The sequence below is a fragment of the Qipengyuania sp. MTN3-11 genome (assembly GCF_042851825.1).
Lineage (GTDB): Bacteria > Pseudomonadota > Alphaproteobacteria > Sphingomonadales > Sphingomonadaceae > Qipengyuania.
The window spans coordinates 1-20,965 of record NZ_BTGM01000005.1; the positions used below are offsets into that span (position 1 = coordinate 1).

The 20,965-nt window shown below is 59.9% G+C and carries 19 protein-coding genes; 7 read left to right on the forward strand and 12 right to left on the reverse strand.

The window, feature by feature from the left end; genetic code table 11:
• Window positions 1–339: 339 nt before the first annotated feature.
• On the reverse strand, window positions 340–873 hold the full coding sequence (locus tag ACGHN1_RS14455; protein WP_390551580.1) for an MSMEG_1061 family FMN-dependent PPOX-type flavoprotein: 534 nt from the start codon (window positions 871–873) through the stop codon (window positions 340–342).
• A 489-nt stretch (window positions 874–1,362) separates the two neighbouring features.
• Between ACGHN1_RS14455 and ACGHN1_RS14460 the strand changes: the two genes are divergently transcribed.
• The gene (locus ACGHN1_RS14460; protein WP_390551581.1) at window positions 1,363–3,597 is read left to right on the forward strand and encodes an ATP-binding protein; all 2,235 of its coding nucleotides are present in this window, start codon (window positions 1,363–1,365) and stop codon (window positions 3,595–3,597) included.
• A gap of 524 nt (window positions 3,598–4,121) precedes the next feature.
• On the opposite strand, the gene ACGHN1_RS14465 is transcribed toward ACGHN1_RS14460, so the two are convergent.
• The gene (locus ACGHN1_RS14465; protein ID WP_390551582.1) at window positions 4,122–8,150 is read right to left on the reverse strand and encodes a hypothetical protein; all 4,029 of its coding nucleotides are present in this window, start codon (window positions 8,148–8,150) and stop codon (window positions 4,122–4,124) included.
• 93 nt (window positions 8,151–8,243) lie between these two features.
• Between ACGHN1_RS14465 and ACGHN1_RS14470 the strand changes: the two genes are divergently transcribed.
• Together ACGHN1_RS14470 and ACGHN1_RS14475 are read left to right on the forward strand one after the other, a co-directional pair.
• Window positions 8,244–9,011, forward strand: coding sequence for a hypothetical protein (locus ACGHN1_RS14470; protein ID WP_390551583.1), 768 nt, complete (start codon window positions 8,244–8,246; stop codon window positions 9,009–9,011).
• Between the two features lie 235 nt (window positions 9,012–9,246).
• Window positions 9,247–10,224, forward strand: a complete 978-nt coding sequence (locus ACGHN1_RS14475; RefSeq protein WP_390551584.1) for a hypothetical protein — start codon at window positions 9,247–9,249, stop codon at window positions 10,222–10,224.
• Window positions 10,225–10,378: 154 nt separating this feature from the next.
• On the opposite strand, the gene ACGHN1_RS14480 is transcribed toward ACGHN1_RS14475, so the two are convergent.
• The 5 genes from ACGHN1_RS14480 to ACGHN1_RS14500 form a co-directional block, all read right to left on the reverse strand.
• Complete coding sequence (locus ACGHN1_RS14480; RefSeq protein ID WP_390551585.1) at window positions 10,379–11,137, reverse strand: hypothetical protein; 759 nt, start codon at window positions 11,135–11,137, stop codon at window positions 10,379–10,381.
• 33 nt (window positions 11,138–11,170) lie between these two features.
• Complete coding sequence (locus ACGHN1_RS14485; protein WP_390551586.1) at window positions 11,171–11,902, reverse strand: class I SAM-dependent methyltransferase; 732 nt, start codon at window positions 11,900–11,902, stop codon at window positions 11,171–11,173.
• Entirely contained in the window at window positions 11,899–12,543 is a 645-nt protein-coding gene (locus ACGHN1_RS14490) for a DUF998 domain-containing protein (protein ID WP_390551587.1), read from the reverse strand. Before ACGHN1_RS14490 ends, ACGHN1_RS14485 begins: the two co-directional genes overlap by 4 nt.
• 72 nt (window positions 12,544–12,615) lie before the next feature.
• Window positions 12,616–13,338: an ABC transporter permease gene (locus ACGHN1_RS14495; RefSeq protein WP_390551588.1), complete on the reverse strand. Its 723-nt coding sequence runs from the start codon at window positions 13,336–13,338 to the stop codon at window positions 12,616–12,618.
• The gene (locus tag ACGHN1_RS14500; protein ID WP_390551589.1) at window positions 13,335–14,279 is read right to left on the reverse strand and encodes an ABC transporter ATP-binding protein; all 945 of its coding nucleotides are present in this window, start codon (window positions 14,277–14,279) and stop codon (window positions 13,335–13,337) included. The genes ACGHN1_RS14495 and ACGHN1_RS14500 overlap by 4 nt, the downstream gene beginning before the upstream one ends.
• Window positions 14,280–14,421: 142 nt before the next feature.
• On the opposite strand from ACGHN1_RS14500, the gene ACGHN1_RS14505 reads away from it, so the two are divergent.
• The gene (locus ACGHN1_RS14505) at window positions 14,422–14,835 is read left to right on the forward strand and encodes a DUF2975 domain-containing protein (RefSeq protein WP_390551590.1); all 414 of its coding nucleotides are present in this window, start codon (window positions 14,422–14,424) and stop codon (window positions 14,833–14,835) included.
• Entirely contained in the window at window positions 14,835–15,071 is a 237-nt protein-coding gene (locus tag ACGHN1_RS14510; protein WP_390551591.1) for a helix-turn-helix domain-containing protein, read from the forward strand. Before ACGHN1_RS14505 ends, ACGHN1_RS14510 begins: the two co-directional genes overlap by 1 nt.
• A gap of 98 nt (window positions 15,072–15,169) precedes the next feature.
• Here ACGHN1_RS14510 and ACGHN1_RS14515 read toward each other — a convergent pair whose 3' ends face one another.
• Window positions 15,170–15,394, reverse strand: coding sequence for a helix-turn-helix domain-containing protein (locus ACGHN1_RS14515; RefSeq protein WP_390551592.1), 225 nt, complete (start codon window positions 15,392–15,394; stop codon window positions 15,170–15,172).
• A complete protein-coding gene (locus ACGHN1_RS14520) occupies window positions 15,394–16,023 on the reverse strand; it encodes a hypothetical protein (protein WP_390551593.1) in 630 nt (209 codons plus the stop codon). Before ACGHN1_RS14520 ends, ACGHN1_RS14515 begins: the two co-directional genes overlap by 1 nt.
• A gap of 88 nt (window positions 16,024–16,111) precedes the next feature.
• On the opposite strand from ACGHN1_RS14520, the gene ACGHN1_RS14525 reads away from it, so the two are divergent.
• Both ACGHN1_RS14525 and ACGHN1_RS14530 read left to right on the forward strand, forming a co-directional pair.
• The gene (locus ACGHN1_RS14525) at window positions 16,112–16,708 is read left to right on the forward strand and encodes an outer membrane protein (RefSeq protein ID WP_390551594.1); all 597 of its coding nucleotides are present in this window, start codon (window positions 16,112–16,114) and stop codon (window positions 16,706–16,708) included.
• 10 nt (window positions 16,709–16,718) lie between these two features.
• Entirely contained in the window at window positions 16,719–17,096 is a 378-nt protein-coding gene (locus ACGHN1_RS14530; RefSeq protein WP_390551595.1) for a hypothetical protein, read from the forward strand.
• 292 nt (window positions 17,097–17,388) lie between these two features.
• Here the strand turns inward: ACGHN1_RS14530 and ACGHN1_RS14535 are convergent, their stop codons facing one another.
• The 3 genes from ACGHN1_RS14535 to ACGHN1_RS14545 are packed head-to-tail and all read right to left on the reverse strand — an operon-like array spanning window position 17,389 to window position 20,965.
• Window positions 17,389–18,222: a hypothetical protein gene (locus tag ACGHN1_RS14535; RefSeq protein WP_390551596.1), complete on the reverse strand. Its 834-nt coding sequence runs from the start codon at window positions 18,220–18,222 to the stop codon at window positions 17,389–17,391.
• Window positions 18,219–19,043 carry an META domain-containing protein gene (locus ACGHN1_RS14540; protein ID WP_390551597.1) on the reverse strand — a complete coding sequence of 275 codons (825 nt, stop codon included), beginning with the start codon at window positions 19,041–19,043 and terminating at the stop codon, window positions 18,219–18,221. The genes ACGHN1_RS14535 and ACGHN1_RS14540 overlap by 4 nt, the downstream gene beginning before the upstream one ends.
• A complete protein-coding gene (locus ACGHN1_RS14545; RefSeq protein ID WP_390551598.1) occupies window positions 19,040–20,965 on the reverse strand; it encodes a hypothetical protein in 1,926 nt (641 codons plus the stop codon). Before ACGHN1_RS14545 ends, ACGHN1_RS14540 begins: the two co-directional genes overlap by 4 nt.

Here is a 20,965-nt window from a genome sequence, read left to right on the forward strand (position 1 = left end):
CCACAGCGATGAGATTTCCCTCGACATCAACGGAGGCTGATTTGAGGTGCAAAGCCGTCTCACAGGTGTTTGAACAAAACGAAGGCTCCCGCACTCACACTCTTCACGAACATCCGCAAGGGGCGACTTCTTCAACAGAATAGTTAGGTCGGGCCCCGCGAGCTGACAGTCTCCTTACGGCTCAGGTTCCGCCCAAATTCAGCCAATTCCTGATGGGTCAGACGATCCCTTTCGAGCTGTCTTGAGTGTGAGGGTCAGTGTTGGCCAACATCACAACATACGGTTTTTCGCGTATTCGCCATAGCCACGGTCGTAGCTCTTGGCATCGAACGTCGCCTGCTATTCCCTAATAAATTCGCCGGCGGTGGGCACATCGTTACTCAAATCCTGACCGGACCATAACTTCGATCTCATCAGGGCTTTTGCGCATTGGAAATAAACTTCGCCGACTGACAGCGCAATTACGGTACAGGGAGCCTTGCCCGCCTTCTCGAATGTTCGGAGGAGATCTGTGTCGTTCGTAACAACAGCCGATCCGTTCACACGAACGACGTTCTCGCAACCGGGAATCATGAACATCAAACTAGCTCTCCCGTCGGAAACGATGTTCCGCAGCGTATCGAGCCGGTTGTTGCCCCGCCAATCCGGGATGAAAATAGTCTTTTCGTCGCCGATACGCGCAACAGGATCGACGTCCCCTCGTGGACTACCGTCGGTGCTCTCTGGGCCGACAGTCGATATCACTACGAACCGGGCGGCACCGATCCATCGGCGATAGAGCGGCGTGAGAACGTTAGACACCTCGGCGAGAGCAGCGGGTACCGGCGGATCGTATAGTCCGTCGAGCTCGGAGACGTCGGTAATCTTTCTCAACTCAACCTCCAAATCAGCGAACGAAGACTAACAAACACGCAATGCTGCTCGCTTTCAGCTTTTAAAAACGATCTGGATCGATTCCAACGGCTGCTCGGGTGCGAAAGTCGAATGTCCGCGTCGCCCGGTTTTTTGCCAGAACCGGACACGCAGGAACCGGTTAAAGTTTGAGACCGACAGCAAGGCGCCCCAAAATCGGTCGTTGGGCTGATACCTTTGGATTCCCGGAAGCTGCCGTAAAATTTGGACTTACCTAGTGAATGGCGTCCACGCCCAGCTAAAATCCCTCAAGCAACCGGTCGCCTGCACCGGCTGCAACCCCAGAAAAGGACCGAAGTCCACCAGACCGCAAATGGCCGCAGGCGCGCATTGGGAGCGATGCGATGGAATTGGGATTACTGCGATGACCTGTCCGCCAAGCCATCGGCGTGACAATCCGTCCGCCATATTCTAGCGTGGCGGCATGCCGCGACTTGGCCGATCCTTTCGATGAAGCGAGACGCGCTCACCCAGCCGCAACGCTTTGTCGCGTTCGCGATCAACACTGCCATCTTTTATTTCGCTTATATTTGGGCGACCGGCCGCTGGCATGTCACCGGCAATGGCGAAACGCTCTGGCTTGCTTCGGCGGTCGCCTGGTGGACGCTCGGACTGCTTTCGGCACCTTGGTACCGCCCGCCGCGCGATGCGCTGGGCGCAGCAGTTGCCGCGCTGGCCGCCTTGTTCACGCTCGACCTGAGCACGGCGCCCGGGGCGAGCTTCGAGCTCGAACTCGCCCGCGGCGCGTCTATTGGCTATGCAGGATTGGTCGGGGTCGCGGCTCTCGTCGCTGCGCTTGTCGAGCAGAACCAGCAATCGCCGCTGCGCCGGTTCAGCTATCTGCTCGCCGAACGCCTTTCGAGCGGGCCGTTCATCTTCGGCACCGCCGCGCTGATCAGCATCTTTGGCTTTTATACCGAACCGCGTCATCTGCTGATCCTCACCACCTTGTGGTTGCTGTTCGCGCTGATCCGGCCGATCGAGTTCCTACTGATATTGTGGAATGAATGGCGCGCCGAGCGGGCAATTGGCAATCTTAACAGTGCCGGGCGTATTGTCCGTGTCGACGACCCCGATATCGTTCGTGTTCAGGTCAACAGTGCCGAGGTGTGGGAAGCTGGGCTGCATGTTGCCGCTCTGGCCGGCGGCACACACCGCTATGTTATCCCGCTTTTCTCACACATCCAGGACGAGCTGATCATCGGCACCGGCCTAATCGTCGCCGAGACTCCGACAGGCCACCTGCCGCATCTTACCGGTGTAGTCTTCACTATCGACGATTTGACGACGCGTAAAAGGCTGATCGGCGATCTGTGTGGTCAGGGCGACGATGCCGAGTTAGTCGGGTTTGTCGTCGAAGGCTCGGATATCGCCAGTATCCACTTCGAAGTGTCCAAGCGCACCGGAATTCAGGAAGGCTCGGTCGTGTTCTGCTCGATCGACGGGAATTGCGTATTCTACCAAGTGATCAACGCCAGCACGACCGAAGAAAGCTTCCAGCAGAACCCACGCGGCACCCACATCGTTAACGCAGCGCAGTTGGGCACATGGGCACCCGACAAGGGTTTCCAGAAGTTCGCCTGGCTGCCGAGAATGAACCTGCCTGTATTTAAGCTCGCCGAAGGGGCGCAGCACGCGGTCGAAGTGCGTCCCGGCGAGTTCATTATCGGCGAAATCCCGGGTACTGCGATGCAAGTCAAAGCATCGCTACCGGAGATGATTGCTTATCATACTGCCATTCTCGGCGTGACCGGCACGGGTAAGACCGAACTTGTCCTCGACTTGATCCGCGAAGCCCATGTTCAGGGCACCAAGATCTTCTGCGTCGACCTGACCGGCGAGTACCGAAAGCGCCTTGCCGATCTCGCGCCTGCAGCGATCGGGCTGCGCAAGAACAAGGCCGACGAGCTCGAGGAGAAACTGTTTGCAGTGGAAACGGGCGCGTTCAAGGCGGGCGACGAGAAAAAGCTGCTGCGCGACTTCATGGAGTCCATCCGGGAAGATGCCCGCAAGCAGGTCGACATTTTCCTACGCGAAGCCGGTTCGGCGATCGGCTTGTTTGAAGTCGCCGAGGTGACGAATACCCGGGCAACTTTGTTGGCCACCGAGCTCTTCCTCTCGGAGATCATGCTCTGGGCCCGCGCGAACCGCAAAAGCCGCCGCATCTTGATCGTGTTGGAGGAAGCCCATACGATCATCCCAGAAACGGCAGGCGCTGGCTTCGACTACGACACCCAGCACGTCGTCAACAAAATCGGCCAGATCGCACTGCAGGGCCGCAAATACGGCGTCGGGCTGTTCATCGTTTCGCAGCGTACCGCTTTGGTAAGCAAGACCATCCTGTCCCAGTGCAATACCTTCCTAACCCATGCTCTGGTCGACCAAACCAGTCTGCAATTCCTCCTCAATATCTATGACAGCGCCTATGTTCGTAGCATTCCCAACCTGCGCTTTCTTAACTTCCTCGCTTTCGGCAAGGGCGTGCTGAGCGAGCGGCCTTTGTTGCTCAGCCGTCCACTCGACCCAACTAAAGCGGAGGCCAGCGCCGCGCTCGACGACTTCATCCCTATCGGGGAGGCGGTGCCCGTTCCCGGTGAGGGTCAGCCGTGGGCTAAAGCCGCCGGGGACGATGTCGGGTTGGCGGATGGAGCCGGCGGAAATGCTGCGGCGTCGTCGGCTGGCTAGGCGTAAACGGCGGACCTGACACAGCCTGACCTTCTGGCGCTCCATAATTCGGTCGATCAGCAGGCGATAGACTGGCCGCTTTCGTGTTAAAATTGATCCTAAGCAGTCAGACAAGCAAACGGCCGAGGTCGCGAGGCCGCTAGCGGCGTGAGTTGCCGGTCAGCCATGCGCCCTGATTTCCGACGTCCGTCGGATCATCAATTTGCCCGCAAGCCGCCAATAGTTCACCCAAGGGCGGAGCAATCGACGGTCAGCAATCGCTGAGGGTTATTGCTGCGGATGGCAGCCTTGAGCGTAAGGCGGCCAAGATTTGATCGACGCCGCCCAGATTGTCGGGGTAGTATCTCGCGCTTAATTTTCAGGCTTCGATTTTCCGGCACTGCATTGACATCAACCGCCGGAGCTCGCGTCGATCGATTCAAGCGGACGGGCTCGGAATCATTCCAACCGCAATTCGCAAGCGGCGCACCACCGCAACCGCATGTCTCAGCGGGGCTTAAGCATATGTCGTTCCTTGCAAGACATCAGTCTCCAACGGGCGTCGGCTGTGCGATACGAATTCCAAGTTTTGCTCTGACATGCTTGCGCAACATCGCTGGGCCTAGGTCGTCAAGAGCGTTTGGCGGCAACGGGGCCGCTGAGGAAAGCAATGTCGCGGCAGGATGATTGGGCCCGAGCAACTCGAGCACATGCGCTGCTGCTTGAAGATCTCGCGACTGAAGGCCGAGAGCGCCAATGAGAAGCAGCGCCCTGTGCCGATTGGCGCTGGCAATTCGTTCGAGCATCGACACAGCAGTGCCGACCGGCGCGTGAGAGGCTACGAGTGTGACGGCGGGGATGGCGACGATGTGCGGCAGCGCCATAACCAGTTCCGGAGTCACCTGTGCGACAATCGACGCTTCGACCAGGGGACTGTCGGCGAGCGCGTCGAGAGCGTCAAGACGCACCCATTTCGCCGCGGGTCGGCTCGCAATCGCCCAGATTTTCTCGCGCGTGCTAGCGCTGCCCTTCGCAGCGGCAATGATCAATGCGAAGGCGCTGAGGAGCCTGTCTCGGGTCTCTTCCGCAAGCGCGAGCAACCTGTCGCAGTCCGCATCCGATAGCGCCGAATAGGCGTCGAGCGCTTCGACCGCTTCGCGCGCGATCGGCAGGGATTCCGGTTCATCATAGCGCTGATCGGCATCTGACCAGCGATCATTGGTAAGGTCTAGCAGAAGTTTAAGGTGTTCTGGGTGTACGCGCGATGCGAGCACTTGCACCATTGCGCGACGCACCTTGCTTCCCGGGTCCCTCGCCAGAGCGAGCACGCCGTCGGGCAAATCTTCCGGAAGTCGGGGCGCGAGGGCTTGCAAGGCAGCGCGCCGGGCGTCCGCGCGCGGATGGCGCAAGGCACGCTCGAGGACCGTATCGTCCTTGATCGCTAACGCTGCTTCGACGGCCGATACCGCGAAATCCTTGTCCTGGGTCTCATCAAGCCAACGCGTGATGACGCCGCTGGGCTTGCTGCCGCTGGCGAGCATCACGGGCACAATCGTGGCAAGGATATCCGGTGGGGCCGAGGAGGCCGCCGTTTCGAGCAAAGCAAGTGTGGTCGGCCCCACACCGCGCGCCGATGTCCGTTTCCTCGGCAGGGCTTCAATGAGCTCTGCCAGCGTCGCGTCAAGCTTGGAGGCGAGCGCGCGGCGTCGCAGCGCGCGCCCCTTTGAATCCGTGCGGTCGATTGCCCGCAGCGTATCGACGACCAGGCTCACTCGATCGACCGGATCGTTGAGAGTAGACAACGCAGCGACAAGCGTGCTCTTCGATTTGAGAAGCGCGGTGTACGCAAGCTCGGAGCGCAATTGCGTATCGCGCGGGTGGGCGAGGAGCCGCTCCTCCAGCAGGTCCGCGAAACCCGGTCGCCATTGCTCACGCGCAGCCCACCAAGCCTGATGCTCGTCATTGGTATCACGCGCCAAGGCCAAGAGCGCGCGAACTTCGTCCTCCGCGGCCTCCTTGCGGGAACAGGCAATCGATCTTGACCAGTTCCAGACCAGTTTCGTGTTTCGGCGATGATCGCGGATATCACGCCAATCGCGCACCGTCCGCTTCGCCTCAATATAGGCATCGACGAACACGCCCGAGGCGTAGCCATCATCCTCGTGCGCGTCGCGATAATATTCCTCCGCACCAGCGTCGAGTTCGCCGTCCTCGATCGCTCGCCACTGCGACGCGCCCCGGGTTGCATGATCGAGCGATACAGCCGCAAGATCGTCCAGTGCTGCGGACAGTACCGCTTCGTAGGCCTGCAGATCGCGAGCTGCGCCGTTCGCGACCGCCTGGACATTGCTGTCGAAGCCGCCGCCCATCATGATATTGGCGGCGTCGACAAAGGCTGGCGTGAGATCGGTCGCAAGCCGGTCCAGCGCAAACGCAAACTGCGGTCCGTAAGTCGAGCGTTCAAATGGGAGCCCTTCGCGAACGAAGCGGGCGGCGATATCCTTGGTGCGCGGATCTGCCGCGATCCGCACGTACCAATCGTCCTCGAACACCGGCGGTTTCCAAGTGGTCAGGAACATTTCCCCGCCGCGCCGGACGCCGGTCAACAGCCATCGCGCGACTTCGCTGGGTACCGACTTGGCCGAACCGATGTCCGATGCCAGCTGCAACAGCGACGGAAAAACCGCTCCGGGCTCCAGCAATCCTGAATCGAGCCACGCATCGATCGCATCCTGTTCGCTTTCATCGATCTCGAATGCTTGATCGAGCCCTCCAACCTGGCGGCTTAGAGTTCGAGCCGCTTGGACCACTAGCGCGGCGGTCTCGAGGCCCCAGTCGCGAAAGCTCCCGGTTAGCTGCGTGAGCGCTTTGATCAGCGTCCTGATCGCATCTTCGCTGCGGAACCAGTTGCGCTTGATGAATGCTTCAAACCCTTGACGGACGCTTGGATGGGCAAAAGCCACCGTCTGGTCCGGCTGGCGGAGATGATTGGCCGCAACCAGACGGTCCACGACTCCTTCGAGGCCATCGCCTAGGGCCGGTTGCGCTCGACGGAGAAGCCGGCGCACGGCAACCAGCTGTTCGCGATCAAACTGCCCCCTCGCGACGATCAGCGCCCAGATGACCGAGGCGAGCCCCTCGCCATCAAGCTCCTTGAGATAGCGGTTCACCTCGCCGGCAACCGCCTCACGGTCCGAAAGCCTAAGAAGGCGGTGCAGGAAATCGGCATCGCTTTCGCCCGGTTCGGGGCCTTTCGCGAGCTGACCGAAATAGAGCGACACCTGAAGCGGGGTCGTTAACGTGTTGAGCGCGTTGCCGCGGAACGTCAGCGCCTTATCCTGCATATCGACCTGCAGGAGTTTCAGACGTTGATCGTAGATCCGGGCGAGCTGGCCTTCTTTATAGCGGTCGCTGTCCAGCTCGATCCACCAATGCTTGAGGTCGTCACCCGCTTGAGCGGCGGTGAGCATGTCGGTGCGCGTGGTGATGACGTACTGGTGGTCGGGGCGGGCATAGTCGAGCAGCAGCCGCGGCAACTGCTCGGTCCAGGCTTCCGAGCCTCCGAGCAGGCTGTACTGCCCCCACGGGTCCTCGATGTAGAAAAGGGTGGGACCGGTATCGACGAGCCTGCGCGTTGAGGCTGGCGCATCGGTCGGCTTGATGACCACCAGTTCAAGCGCGCCGTTGCGCTTGCGCGCATTCTCGCAAAGCTTGCGCGCTGCCTCGGTCTTGCCCGTGCCTGAGGGGCCTTTGATGATGATCGCGTTTCGCGCGGCGAGAAGCTCTTCCATCTGCTCGAAATTCGATGGAGGAACGAACGCTTCGAGGCTCGCGGAACTCGCCAGGTGTCCGCCATGTTGGCGAACGGTGGCGAGGAGATCTTCGCGGGTCCACGTGCCGGGAGTACCGAGCCGCATGCGGGCTTCCGCTTGCGCCCGCAGCGCGGCCAGCAGGTCGGGCTGGCGCATCGCGGGCACGTGAAGCAGATCGGTCATCACCTCGCGGAGCCTTAGCGCGAGCAAGTCTTCCGACAGCCCGGCCCAGATCGCGACGCGGCCCGCGGCGTCGGCCGACAGCGTGCCGATCAGCGAGGCGGGAAACTTGTCCTTGTCGGCCGGTTCCTCGAACCCATCCACCTCAAGATCCATCGCGACCCCCTTGGCGGCGGCGCTGGTGACGAGAAGATAGCGGACCTTCGGATCGGCGAGGTGGGTGCGAGCAGGCCGCCGCTTCTTGCCGTGGTTGAGCAGTGCGTCAAAGTCGGCGATCGACCAGGGCTCGCCCGACCGCCGCTTGACTTGGATTATCAGGCGATGGCCGTTCGTCAGCGTCGTCCGGGGTTCGACTCTACCCGGGCAGTCCGGCGCGAGGTCAGCTTCCAAGTCGTCCTGATTGGCAGGTTCCAGCGTGATGCGATTCGCGGACTTGCTGACCAGCATCAGCCTTATCGCCGCGAGTATCGAGACATCGACCTGATAGTCGTAGCCGGCCAGCGCGGCGGCCGCGCCGGTCAGGTCAGGCTTGGCGGGCGTGGTGGTCGCCGTTCCGCGTTGATTTCCTCCCGATTGTTTCATCTCTTCAACTTCAGTCCTGTGTCTGCCATCTTCAGCCTGCTGAGGGTGGGCCCATCCCGCTGCTGCGCGCAATATTTTCTTGGAATGGAAACGATGTTCGGACTGACCAATCGCGATTATGCCGTGCTTCTGCTCGAAGAAGTCGATTTGGAAGCGCAAATGCTCGCGGTGAGAGACATACTCCGTCGCAACAACGCCGCCGACGAAGCGCTCGATCGTGAAATCGACGCAATGCGGGAGCGTGCGACCAAGGCGTCCGGCGATTATGGCATGCATCTGGAGAACAGGTGGGTAGACCATCTCCACGGCTCGGTGTTTCAGGATGCTGCTCATAGTATGGCAGCGATCGGAATGCTCGCACCGATGCTGGAGTCGCTGTTCGTTGCGATTTTTCGCGGCATCGCAGGCTTCCGGCCGCCGATAGCGCCGGTTACGCCCACGGGCCCTCGCGCCGTCCATGTCGGCGATCCCGATTTTTGGGACCCGCATTTCGTCTACGGAGCGCGGGGCAAGAGTAAGGACATTTCGCGCGGTATCGTCCAGCTCGCGGAAAGCACCGGGCTCGCCTCCTACCTTCCTGCCGATTACGGGCGATCGCTCGACGCGCTATTCAAGTACCGCAACAAGATGTTCCACCATGGCTTCGAGTGGCCAAAGCCAGAGCGACAGAAGTTCGAGCAGCTTATCATCGACAAAGCTTGGCCAGCCGAGTGGTTCGACCGCTCGACCTCGGCTGGCGAGACCTGGATCATCTACATGTCCGACGTGCAGATCAAACATGCGATGACTGAGATCGACGCGATCCTCGAAGGGACTGGACGGTTTGTGCTGACCCATTACCCGGCACGCGACCCCGGGTGAGCAGCACCATACCCGATTTAGCGGCAGGGGTGGCCGCTGCGAATGAGCGCGTCGCGGTTCTGAGGGGGCGCATGGCGAAGGCGCTTCGTGGCTTCGCAAGCGGCCTGCCCGATAACGTGTCCTATTACGATCTGGCGCCGCATCAACCGGATCGCACACGCTTTCCCGTGCCGGAGCTCGTCCTATTCGGGCTGCGGACGATCATGGGCTATGCCTCGAGCGGTGCTGGCGAAAGGTGCGCTGGTCGATCTATGCCACGGTTGAGGCCGAGCCGTTCGTCTTCGAGCTGCAAAAATTCGGATGCCGGATTATGGCGCGGCGCGGCGTTTCGCTCAAGTTGCTTGACCGTGTCAGTGGGCAATTGTCAGCTTCGCTCAAGCTGCTCGAGCCTTTGCTCAAGCGCTATGCTGAGTCCCAGATCGCCGAGGGTAGGCTGACGCTCGAGAATCGAATGTCGCTTCACGACGGGCGATATTTCTACTTCCGTGGGCTCGCGGACGAAGCGTTCGCGTTCAGGCCCAGCCCTGCTGGCAAGCGCAGGCGAGCGACGAAAAAATCAGCCACCATGGGCATCTTGACGGAGGTGGTCGAGCAAATGAACCTGGCGGGGCACGCTGAGCAGAAGGGCTTCTTCGCGTCGGGCGCGATGGTCGACGCCTGGTTCAGCCGGCTCGAACATCGCATGCTGATCCTGCGGGCGTTTGTCGGGAAACCGATTGCAGCAGGCGGGTTCAACGCTTTCGTAGCCGCGCCATGGGACGATCGCCTGGTGGCGCTCTTCGACGGCAGCATGGACAGGGTCGCAGGTGATCTTCTTGGCAAACTACGGGAGGTGAAAGCGAAGATCCGCAATCCGTTGGCTCATGGCGGCATCGAGAGCGACGGCGGGGCGTTTTATTTCCACCTGCCCGGCGTGGGTGCGATACCTGCGAACCTGTCGCGTTACCGCGGACGCGTTCAGTTGAGCTTCGTTCCGATTCCGGCAGCGACCCACGCCGAGACTTGCGCGCTGTTTGATGCGGTGGATACGCTGCTGACCACCGGCCCTTTCCAGCTTCCCAACGAGTTCGTGCGCTGGGGCATCGACCCTCAATACGATGCCGAGAGCGTGGGACTCTATGGCGAGGCAATTCGGGAGGGCGCCGAAGCCGTGGAGGTGCTTGTTGATCAGCTTGGCCGCGAATGGGAACGCCACACCAACATGGATTACTAAGAGCGCAAGCTGCCGATGATTGAGCGCGGGAAAGTCCGCAAAGTCGTCGCTAGCCGAACGGCAGCTTTAGACCGTTCGTCTGCCAAAAGCGGACAGGCAGCTGACGGCCCAAGTCAGGTCTTTTCGCTACGCGATGATACATAGGGCCGCCAATTCACTCGCGCGTTTCCGCTTTCGTGGGCGAACCTTCGTGCAAAGAGGTTGGCTTTGTTCGCAGAGGTAGTGAACCATGGTGGATCGCGGTTCCAGCAAGCGTAGCGATAAGCCCAACGATGATGCTGTCGAATATCATCAGCGCCCAGACTAGCGCATCGGGCGCATCGAATGCCCAGTCGTGGTTCTTTCCGTGAAGATACTGAAGGGGGATCCAGACTAGCGCTGTAAAGACAACGACACGGACAGCGGCAAACCAGTCGTGACGAAAGACGCTTCGCAGGCTTGCAGCGCGGTTTCCCGACAATCCATGCACCAGGAGAACGATCAGTGGCAAAGTCGCGAGCCCCAGCGCTGTGTTGATCAGCCCCGTGGTTTGTTCACCGACTCTATCTTCCAAGAGGAGGCCGGGAAGGCCCGTCAACGCAATCAATCCGAAAGCGATCAGGATGTTCTTCCACGCGATCGAGCGCAGATCCCACCAATAACCCCCATTGCTGGTAGCTCCCCAAAATCGCACGGTGGCCAGGATTGCAAGAGCCAGTCCGGCGAGCTTGGCATAGCCGAACGCCCAGCGCACGGGATCGTTCGCCAGGGCCTGTCCAGCCTCGCGACTATTGAACATTCCGATCTGTATTTCTACGACATGCTGAGCGAATTCCGGCAATACGATCAGGGCGGGAATAACGGGTGCTAGCAGCCATATCCGAAAGCCATCGCGAAGCACGAACCCAAAACGAGTGGCTAAAAGCCTGAGCATGTTGTTTCCCCCTTTATGACAGATCAGCGAATATTAGAGTTCGGCAACGATCAGGCGATACCCCGCATCGTAGGTTTCCTGATCCAGCAGATCCGGATGGCTACGATGCCAATCGCCGGTCTTGAGATCGCTTTCGAGATCGCTGAGCCCCGCCGAGACATCGCCGATCTTCCAGAAGGATGAACTGCCTGATCGCAGAGCCTTGTCGAGATAGGCTTCGGGTCGACGCCAATATGCGTAAAGAAAGCCGTCTTGGCAGTCATGAGGGATTGGGACGATCCGAACCTCGCATTTGCCGAGGCGCCGCGTCAGACTGTCTATGCTCGGCATGGCTACAGCATCGAGTTCGGCGAGCTTCGGGAAGTAACGCGTCGGCCATGGGCGAGCGTCCGGGTCGAAGGTCAGCATGACGATACGCTTACTGGCCACGCGCCTGAGTTCGTGAAGGCCTTTGTCTTGATCGCTCCAATGATGAATTGTCAGGATCGCCATCGCGGCATCAAAACTGTCGTCATCGAACGGCAGGCTTTCGGCCGACGCACATATAACCGGAGCCGATGACGACGATCGCTGCGCGATCATTTTCTCGGAAGGCTCTACTGCGATGACGTCGCGATCGGTGGGCTCATAAGAACCCGTTCCTGCTCCGACGTTGATGACGGTCTTCGCATCTCCGAGAGCTGACGTAATCAACTGACCGATCCGCGGATCGGCCTTTCGGTTCCTGGAATAGGTTTCACCGATGCGGTTATACTGCGCGCTCATACGTCCATGCTCGCAGTTCGACGCTCGCCCGCAGCATGGCGCCATAAAAGCAACCCCGTCATAGCAAACCACAAAAAATACCCTAAAAAGGCAATGCGCTGACCCCACCCTGGCATAACGATACCGGTCATCCGAAATGCCACCTGCCAACCAACATTAGCCACGAGGAACAGACTGAACCAAGGTGTTACCCGCCCCCAGGTTTGTAGTCCGAACCGTTCGTGCAAAAGTGGCCCAACCCAAAACAGAGCAATTACCCAGAATACGCCCGACCCTATGGCCCCGACAGTATGCATTATCGTGGTGAGGGCTTCCTTATCGAGCATGTCAGCCGGCGCGAAACCCGCTATAGCTAGACAGGCTCCCGACATGGCGAGCAGCATCGGTCCGAGCTTGCGGTCACTTTTCTGCATGAAGCGAAACGCGAAAACCACAATCAGAAAGCCTGGCAGGATGAAGCCGACCACGTTGAATGCCAGTGCGAACGGAGCCCCGATTGCGCCCAGTTCACTCACTGCCTTGGTCGCGTGCGAATACCCATCCGCTCGCGCTACGGCGAAGCCGATCAAGCTTACAAAGAACAGGGCAGCTGCAGCCGGACCTGCTAGCCATAGGCGGTCCGCAGAGTTGGAAACGTTCATACCAGAACCTACATTTAAAATAACAAGATTAGCCTCGGCTAATTAGGTGAAGGACGTCCGGCCTAACGATTGTCATCGGACTTCTCGTTTCGAGAGATCCACAATCATGATAATGATGATGAATAGCCCGCCGACAGCACCGGCGACGGCGTAAGGGACGGGCTCGGGTTCGATCAGTGCCTTGTAGGGGAGGACCCACGGGAACCAGTCGGCCTGTTGTGTGCGTGTCATCATGACGGCCATGGCGACGAGCGTCCCACTGATCCCGAGAACAAGCGGGATGACGAAGTTCGCAAAACGCAGAGCGATCCAGGACTGCAGTGCGACCAAAGCGGCGGTGGAGGCGAAGATCAGCAGAGTCTGCCACGCGAGATTACGCCATGGGAATGGCTCCTGCGGCAGCGCGCTCCCAAATTCACCGCCGATAAGCGTGCCCAGCACAGTGAAGCCGATTACGAGCACGCTCATCATCGAGGCAGCAACAAAGATCACTGCGGTCTTGGCAGCGTAGATTTGCCAGCCAGGAATTGGCAGCGTGAGCAGATGATCCCAACCTCGCCCGCGATGTTCGATTTGAGCCGCAAGAGCTGTGAAGGCAGCAATGACCATAGGCGCCAGGAACAGGCACCATAGGGGTAAAGCAAAGCGGAAACTGTCTGACCACGATGCCGGCTCATCGTTCGTCAGCAAAGCCAACATTGCGAGAAAGCCTGGCAATGCTGGCGCAGCCACGGCCACCAGCAGCGCCAGAGAACCGTGCAGCTTCTGGAATTCCGCTCTCATCAAGGCGATCATGCGACGTGTTTTTCCTCTTCGTTCGAAATCTCGATCACTTCCGAAGAAAGCGCGTCATGATAAAGATCTTCCAGGCTTCGCTTGCGCGGCGAAATCACGCAAACCGCAACGCCGCCTTCGACCAGAAGGCGATTGGCTTGGACCACCTGCTCGCTACCCCCTTCGACCGCGTTGAGACGGAGAATGCGCTGCCCTAGCGACGCGGCATCCATTCCGGCGGCCGTCAGGATCGCAGCACCGGTCTCGGCACGGTCGACGCCGAAATCCCATTGCGCTTCGCAATTCAGCAAATCGTGCACCGATCCTTCCAGCACCATTCGTCCGGCGCGCAACAGGCAGACATCCTGTGCGATCTGCTCCACCTCGGTGAGCAAATGGCTCGAGACGAAGACAGTGCCGCCAATTCGGTCAGGTAACTCGCGGATGAGCTTTCGCATGGCGACGATACCTTCGGGATCGAGACCATTGGTCGGCTCGTCCAGCAGCAGGAGGCGGGGCGCCCCTAGCATCGCTCGGGCCAGCGCGAGCCGTTGCTTCATCCCCATCGAGTAGGCGCGCACCAGTTGATTCGCGGCTGGACCCATGTCCACCACATCCAGGACCCGCTCGATCTCACTTCGGGGCAGGCCCAGCAAACCACGTGTCAGTTCAAGGTTGGCGCGCCCACTCAGATGCTCGTAAAGCGACGCGCTTTCGATCAATGCTCCGACGCCCGTCAGCGCGACTTCGCGATGCTTGGCGAGATCGTGTCCCATTATTCGTATCGAGCCGTCGTCCGGTCGCAATAGCCCGAGCAGCATTCGCATGGTCGTTGTCTTTCCAGCGCCGTTGGGCCCGAGAAAGCCGAACACGCTGCCGGTCGGAACACGAAGGTCCAGGTTTTCAACCGCCCACCTGCGAACGAACCGCTTGGTGACACCCCTCGTTTCGATTGCAAACACCGAGCCGCTCCCTTGCGATTCTTTAACTTAGAGCTAAAGATATCTCGGCCGCTGCAATTTAAGTCAAGGTTAAATTATGGATCGAGAACGCACATCCATTCGACGTCGCTGTGCTTGGCTCCGAACGCTGGCGACCGTCCTGATGCTTAGCTTCGTGCTGGTGCTCGCGATCGACGTGACGCTTTCCGCGCAATCGGACGACTTCGCGCGGTATCTCGCTTTTGCTATCCCGTATCGCCTTCCGGTTCTGTTCTATCTGGCGGGCGTATGGACGATACGAATGGCGTTCGCTCGACTGGCTGCCGGCGAGATTTTTGGTCGAGTGCTGCCTTTGCTGCTTCACCGCCTTGGATTGGCGCTCGCCTGCGGTGGTTTTGCAAGCGTATTTCTCACGCCATGGTTCTGGCGCTTATTCCTCGGACCGGCGAAGGGCGCGCTGGCCGCGTTCGATCCGCCGGCGATTACAGTGGGTCTCGTCGGACTGCTTATGGTAGTGCTCGCGAACCTCATGGGACAAGCTGAAGATATGCGCCAGGAACTGGATGAGTTCTTCTGATGCCGGTCCGTATTACGCTCGATCATCTTCTTTCAGAACGCGGGATGACAGGAAAGGAGCTGGCGATGCGGATAGGTATAAGCGAGACCCAATTGTCGCTGTTCCGTTCCGGCAAGGTTCGCGGCATAAGGTTCGCGACGCTGGCCCGAATGTGTGCGGTGTTGGAGTGCCGCCCAGGCGATCTTCTCGACTACGCGTTCAATGCAAGTGATCTGGACAGCGCCAAAGACGGATAGTCGCCTACCGTTCCAGATCCAGGCGCTTTCGATCCAGTGTGCCGGAGCGGAATCGGACCAGTCATTCCAAAGCCTATCTCTCGACACTCGCGATGCGATCACGCAGACACGTCATCATCCGATAGTTCGTAGTCGAGAATGTCGCCTGGTTTGCATTCGAGATACCGGCAAATGGCCGCCAAGGTGCCGAACCGGACCCCCTTCACCTTGCCGGACTTCAATAGCGAAAGATTGCTTTCCGTGATGCCGATCGCGGCCGCCAGTTCGTTCGATCGTACCTTCCGCTTCGCGAGCATGACATCAAGATTCACGATGATCGGCATCAGACGATCTCGGCCAGATCGCGCTGCGCTCTAAGGCCGGCATCGAGTGCCCAGACGACTGCGAAAGATGCGAAAGCGAGCAGGAGGTGCAACATCAGTGGTCCGCTGTCGATTTCGATACGGAAGCCTGGCCCATGAGGGGTGCCAGGCAGGAGTAGGACGCTCCACAGGAGGCCAATGAGAGGAGACGCAAGCGCCGCACCGATCGCTGCCCAGCCAGCCAGGCGCATCCATCGTATACCACTCGCGATCCCTCTTGCTGTCCCGAAGGCACGCAGCGCCATCGCTACCGCGAACATGAGCAGAGCGAACGGGAATGTCGAAAGAATGGACAAGACCGCTCCGCCGATCTTGATCGGCCACCGCGCGACGTAGTCTGCAAAACGGTTGGCGGCGGCCGGAGATCTCGACATCGCTTGCCACTCTTCTGCGTCCAGAAATGCCTGCGAACCATCGACGAAGCCGCAATCTCTCGTGGTGTTGCAAACCCATTTCGCCATCGGATCTCCGGTTATTGCGATCATTGCGATCAGCGTGGCGAAGGTAATGATTGCGATCAGAGCGAAGAATGCTGAGGCCCAGCAACAAGCCATTGCTTTGCGTGGCGGGAGATCGTAGCTGTCCTGCATAATGATCTTTTCGTTTTACAGAAAGAAATGTCCGTGCGATGGAAACCATACGCCTGGGATGTTCCGGGCGCAAGGAAAGGTCGAGTTCATGATCTCTTTTCGCTTAGCGGGAGCAGTTGCCGCGATGGCTGCGGCTCTGACGGCTTCTGGTGCACAAGCACAGGCGGCGCCATTCGAAGGACCATACGCCGGACCATTCGTAGGAGCGCTCGAGCATCACTTCTATCTCGAGACGACCGACCTTCGGTCTGGCGACACCGACGGTCGCTATTTTCGCGACTGGCAGATCGGTGGCGGCGGGATGGCCGGTTACGACCTTGCGGTGTCCGAGCGGCTCCGTGTCGGTGTTGAAGGTGCTCTCCAAGTAGGAGGAGGCTCACCCGAAGCGTTCGTCAACGGCGCTCGATATCAGCAGAACTCGCGGTTTGGTTATCGACTGACAGGCAAGGTCGGACTTTTGGCCGCAGAGCGTGTCATGTTCTTCGTCAAGGGCGGCTATGGAGGGGATCGATTCGAGATCGACAACCAAGCAAATGTGGCGGATGCTACGAATTGGCAGCACAGTTTCGTGATCGGAACGGGCGCTCAAATCCGGCTCGATCCTCGTATCGAACTGCGCGTCGAATACGAGCACCTTGATACGTCCTCGCATGCTTTCTTCATCGGCCTGCCGATCCGCTTCTAAGGAAACCGCGATGTCCTTTCTCTTGGCTTTCGCCGCACTTTCGACAGTCCAAAGCCCCGTGCAAGCCGAGCCGCCTGGTGTCGAGAATCACGCCGAAACGGAGGAAATCGTGGTGACTGCGGAGCGGCTCAAGAATTTCCGTGCCAGCGTCAAGACGCGCAAGAAGACGGGACAAGCCTATTGCCGGGTCAAAAAATCGAGCGGGAACCGCGCTTTCGATGACGGGATGTGCACGGCGATGATCGACTGTCATGGCAAAGTGAACAGGTCCGAAGCCGTCATACGAGCGCAAAACGCTAAAGCGCCGAAGGAGAGGATCGAACGCATCGTGGCCGAGTCAGCGACAATCTGCATGAGACCATTCTTCGAGGGTTCCGGCCTCGATTGAACAAGCTTTCGTCGAGGCTCGCTAAGCCAACCTGGGGCATAGAGAAACATCAAGTCCAAGGCTGAGATCTATATCACAATCGCCAGTCGGTGGCCTTCCCTCGCGAACAGCGGACTAGCCATTGACGGCCCAGGTTCGGTCGTTCCGCTATGCTTCCCAATCCCGGCCATTCGAAGCCTTTTCGCTATCGCTCTGAAGCTGACATCAAATCTGGTCCATGCAGACTGACGAGAATGTTGGCAGGCGGGAGATGTAGTGTCGTTCTCTTTGATATCAGGCCGACCCTACTGCCTCAGAATGCCCAGAACCGGTTGCAGTCGATCGGGTCGAGGTCTGGATCGCGCAGCCGGCGGTCTGCTTCGCGCTGCGCTTGCTCGACTGCACATTTGTTGGCGCGTTTCACGATCTGTTTCTCGGTCGCGCCGCTGCGTTCGCCATAGCGACCCAAGGCAGGATTGAAGCGTTCGGGCGAGGCGAATGGATTGCTGACAGTCGTCACGCTCACGACTTTGTGGTTTCCGCAGGCTTCAGCCAATGCCGGATCGGGATCGGAAGGTTCGCCATACCAACCTGTTTGTGCGGTCAGTCCCACACGCACGTTGCCCATCGTATTGAGTTCGTAGCGCGATTCGAACGCAAGGTATCCTTCCTCATCTACGACAAGCGCGGTGGAGTAGGGAAACAGCACCAGCGGATCGTCTGTCCCCGCACGGTCGAGGAAAAAGCAGCCATTACGCAACACGATCGTGTGCTCGCTGCCCATGCTGAGTACATCACCTGCGGGCTCTGCTGGCTGCGGGAATGCGCGGACATAATAGGACAGTTCGGGCGGAACGGCGGGTCGGGTAAATACTGGTTTATCATTGACCGGATCGGGCGGCCATTGCCCGGTGAGGCCCGAAAACGGCGGTGGCAAAGGTGCTTCGATGATCGTGAGGCGGCCGCTCTGCTCTTGTTTGGCACCTGCCGGGATCGGTGCAGGTTCGACACACGCAGCCTCGGCATTGCCAGATTGCATGACGATGCGCCCGTTCCCGTCAAAGGCGCAAAGCGGTTGTTCCAGCTCGGATTTCGAGCAGGCGGCGGCCAGCGCGACGAGAGGCAGCAAGAGAGAAATCCGCATCATCGCGCCCTGTCTCCCGTCAGAACATGGCCTCCCCCTGCGATGATAAGTTCTCCGTTCGGACCGACGAGGTAACGTGGCCCGGATCGCATGAGGTCGGCGAACGCATCGTCGAGGGCGATATAGTCGCCCGGGCAATTCTGTTCGGTGATGGTAATTTCATCATCGACGATCAGGCGTCCATCGCCAGTTTCGTATGTGCCAAACAGCGTGGCGCATGATGCAAGCCCCTGCCATGTGTCCGAGGCAAAACGCAGATGCCGTTCGTCAGGACTGGAACTGGCGGTTTCGCCGTCGATCGCGCGGATTACCCAATCCGTGTCGGCCAGCGCCTGGCCCGGCGGATTTGCGACGGGAATACGCATCGGGTCTGGCGAGCGGCTTTGGCCGGTTTCACTTTCCATGCGGGTGAGTTCGACAACATGACCGCGCGAGCGCAGGCTTAGTGTGTCCCCGGACACGCGAACCTGTGGATAGGCACGGAAAAGCTCGCCAATCACTGCCTCCCAGTCGCCTACGCGGCCGAGACAGGCCATCGCAGTGCCGCCCCAGCTATGCACGGCGATTCGCCCTTCGGTGTAGAGGGCCGTGCCGCCAAAGGCGTTGCAGCCGACAGAGCCGCCCGCCGCATCCGCCGAAAAGGCCAGATATGGCACCGGCTTCGACACCGGCAGCGGTTCACCGTCGATCCGCACGATCCGCCAGCTTCCCTCGATCACTGCCAGGTCAGGGACATTAGTGGCCGATCGACTATCCGCCGGATCGTCGGATGCCGGATGGCAGGCGCAAAGGGCTGCCATCAGGAGGAGCGCAAAACGTCTCATCGCAGCATCGGCTTCAGGATGACGTCGCCGCCGGGCAGCGGGACGGTGTAATCGGGATTGATCGGGCAGGTGCTCACGCAGATGACGTTGGGGAAGTTGTTCTCGTTTATCCAGCGCACCACCTCGGCCACGACGGGTTCGGAAATCGGTGTGCCGTCTGGCTGGTTCCCCGGACAGGCGATTGCACTTGCTCCCCAGATATTGTCACCCATTTGGTGTTGGCGCGATACGGGCGTGCAGCCGTCGAAATAGGCTGTGACCCCGCCATAACCGTTGGGATTGCCGAAATTCGTGCTGCTGTCGTATGCGATCCAGAGACGGGTCGGATCGGCCAGTTCGCGCTCCCCGATACGGGTGATGAAATAGCGACGAACGTCAGGCTGCCGACGAAGATCGAAAGGACGCCACTGGCCCAACTCCAGCATGCGCTGGTCCACCTGCACCGCCAAAGCGCGCGCTTCTTCCACCGACCTCCCGGCAAAGCTTGCGGAGCCCAGCACGTTCGCGCCTGCCACCGCTTCGGCCAGCCTGTCATCGACGATTCGCATCAATGGTAGCGTCATCTGCACCACGCGCGTGTCCAACGATGGCGACGCGCCTTCTGCCAGACGACCGGCAAGATAGCCTGTGCGACTCGCCAGTAGCAGCACCTCCTCGCCCGGTTCGGGCGTGATGACCGGAGAGCGGCTTTTGCCCTCCAGCGGCGGCATCCGCACGATCAGCAGGTCGCCATTAAGTTTTTCGCCCCGCCAGCCCTCACGTACACGGTAGAGGTAATCGAGCGCGAGGCCATCGGCGCGATCGACCGGGCGAATGCCTTCCAGCACGGCGCGCACGACGATGGGCGCGATAGCAAGGTGCTCGCCGAGGGAGTGCGACTTTGAGCCCGCCTTGGGCACCAGCCCCGCCTGTTGAGCCTGCGCGTAATGCCATGATGTCATACCCGCAAAGGCAAGACCGCGCGGATCGACGGGCTGTTCGACCCCGGGCATCCCCTCTCCGCCAAATCCGATGGCCCTCAACGCCAGCTCGACGCGCTGTTCGGGAGGCATCGCTGCGGCCTTTTCGGCGAGTTCGACCGCCCAAGGGTGGGGCGGGACGCTTCCGGCATCGGCGGCCAATTCCGGATAGCGCGCTGCGGGAACGAGAGTTGCCCGCTCTCTCCCGATCCTTACCGTCATCCGGGTTTCGATCGGTTCGGCGCGGTAGCCGACTTCGCTTCCAAGGTTCGCCAACTCATCGCCCAGAGTCTGGACGCGGCAGGGTTCAGTCATTCGGTCATATGAGCCGCCCGTACGCACTTCTCCATCGCGGTCAGTGTGCCATCCATTAGACGCAAAATCGCAGTTTTCGGCATCAACGCTGTATTCTGGACCGAAGGTGACGCGGGTCAGCTCCTCGCCGCGATAGGGTCTGCCGCGTCGGTCGGCCAGAAGCCATTCACCACGTACGAAATCTTCGCGCGGGACGGTCGCAGCCACATCGACCTTGTCGAACACCCACGTTTCGCCGCCGCGCTCGATTCGGATGGTGTCGCTATCGACCGGAACGATGTGCACTTCATCTGCATCGAACGGGGCGAGCCGGGCCTGCGGTTGGCAATGCGAAGCAAGGCGGGTGTAATCGTCTAGCGTGTATCGGCCATCACCCAGAACGCGGAGCTGGCCCTGCGTCAGCTCACAACCGCTGCCGAAGGAGAACATCGGGCTCCAGATAGTAAGCCTGTCTTCCGCCGAGACACCCGGCCCGGACACCGGCTGCCATTCGCCATAGAGTGCCTTCATCGCGTCGGTCATCGGCGCGAGTGTTCCTGGCTCTGACGACTGCGGCGCAGGCGGCAGCGGCATGGCTGACGGCTCGCGGGACGGGCCAAAAGTGGCACACCCTGAAAGCGCGAATGGACCAACGATAGCAACAAGCAA

Coding starts and splice junctions, on each gene's coding strand:
- ACGHN1_RS14515 (WP_390551592.1), bottom strand. CDS start 15,394: ATGCCGATCATCGTGAATCTTGATGTCATGCTCGCGAAGCGGAAGGTA.
- ACGHN1_RS14505 (WP_390551590.1), top strand. CDS start 14,422: ATGCTTAGCTTCGTGCTGGTGCTCGCGATCGACGTGACGCTTTCCGCG.
- ACGHN1_RS14490 (WP_390551587.1), bottom strand. CDS start 12,543: ATGAACGTTTCCAACTCTGCGGACCGCCTATGGCTAGCAGGTCCGGCT.
- ACGHN1_RS14460 (WP_390551581.1), top strand. CDS start 1,363: ATGAAGCGAGACGCGCTCACCCAGCCGCAACGCTTTGTCGCGTTCGCG.
- ACGHN1_RS14465 (WP_390551582.1), bottom strand. CDS start 8,150: ATGAAACAATCGGGAGGAAATCAACGCGGAACGGCGACCACCACGCCC.
- ACGHN1_RS14495 (WP_390551588.1), bottom strand. CDS start 13,338: ATGATCGCCTTGATGAGAGCGGAATTCCAGAAGCTGCACGGTTCTCTG.
- ACGHN1_RS14520 (WP_390551593.1), bottom strand. CDS start 16,023: ATGCAGGACAGCTACGATCTCCCGCCACGCAAAGCAATGGCTTGTTGC.
- ACGHN1_RS14540 (WP_390551597.1), bottom strand. CDS start 19,043: ATGAGACGTTTTGCGCTCCTCCTGATGGCAGCCCTTTGCGCCTGCCAT.
- ACGHN1_RS14535 (WP_390551596.1), bottom strand. CDS start 18,222: ATGATGCGGATTTCTCTCTTGCTGCCTCTCGTCGCGCTGGCCGCCGCC.
- ACGHN1_RS14485 (WP_390551586.1), bottom strand. CDS start 11,902: ATGAGCGCGCAGTATAACCGCATCGGTGAAACCTATTCCAGGAACCGA.
- ACGHN1_RS14470 (WP_390551583.1), top strand. CDS start 8,244: ATGTTCGGACTGACCAATCGCGATTATGCCGTGCTTCTGCTCGAAGAA.
- ACGHN1_RS14480 (WP_390551585.1), bottom strand. CDS start 11,137: ATGCTCAGGCTTTTAGCCACTCGTTTTGGGTTCGTGCTTCGCGATGGC.
- ACGHN1_RS14510 (WP_390551591.1), top strand. CDS start 14,835: ATGCCGGTCCGTATTACGCTCGATCATCTTCTTTCAGAACGCGGGATG.
- ACGHN1_RS14530 (WP_390551595.1), top strand. CDS start 16,719: ATGTCCTTTCTCTTGGCTTTCGCCGCACTTTCGACAGTCCAAAGCCCC.
- ACGHN1_RS14525 (WP_390551594.1), top strand. CDS start 16,112: ATGATCTCTTTTCGCTTAGCGGGAGCAGTTGCCGCGATGGCTGCGGCT.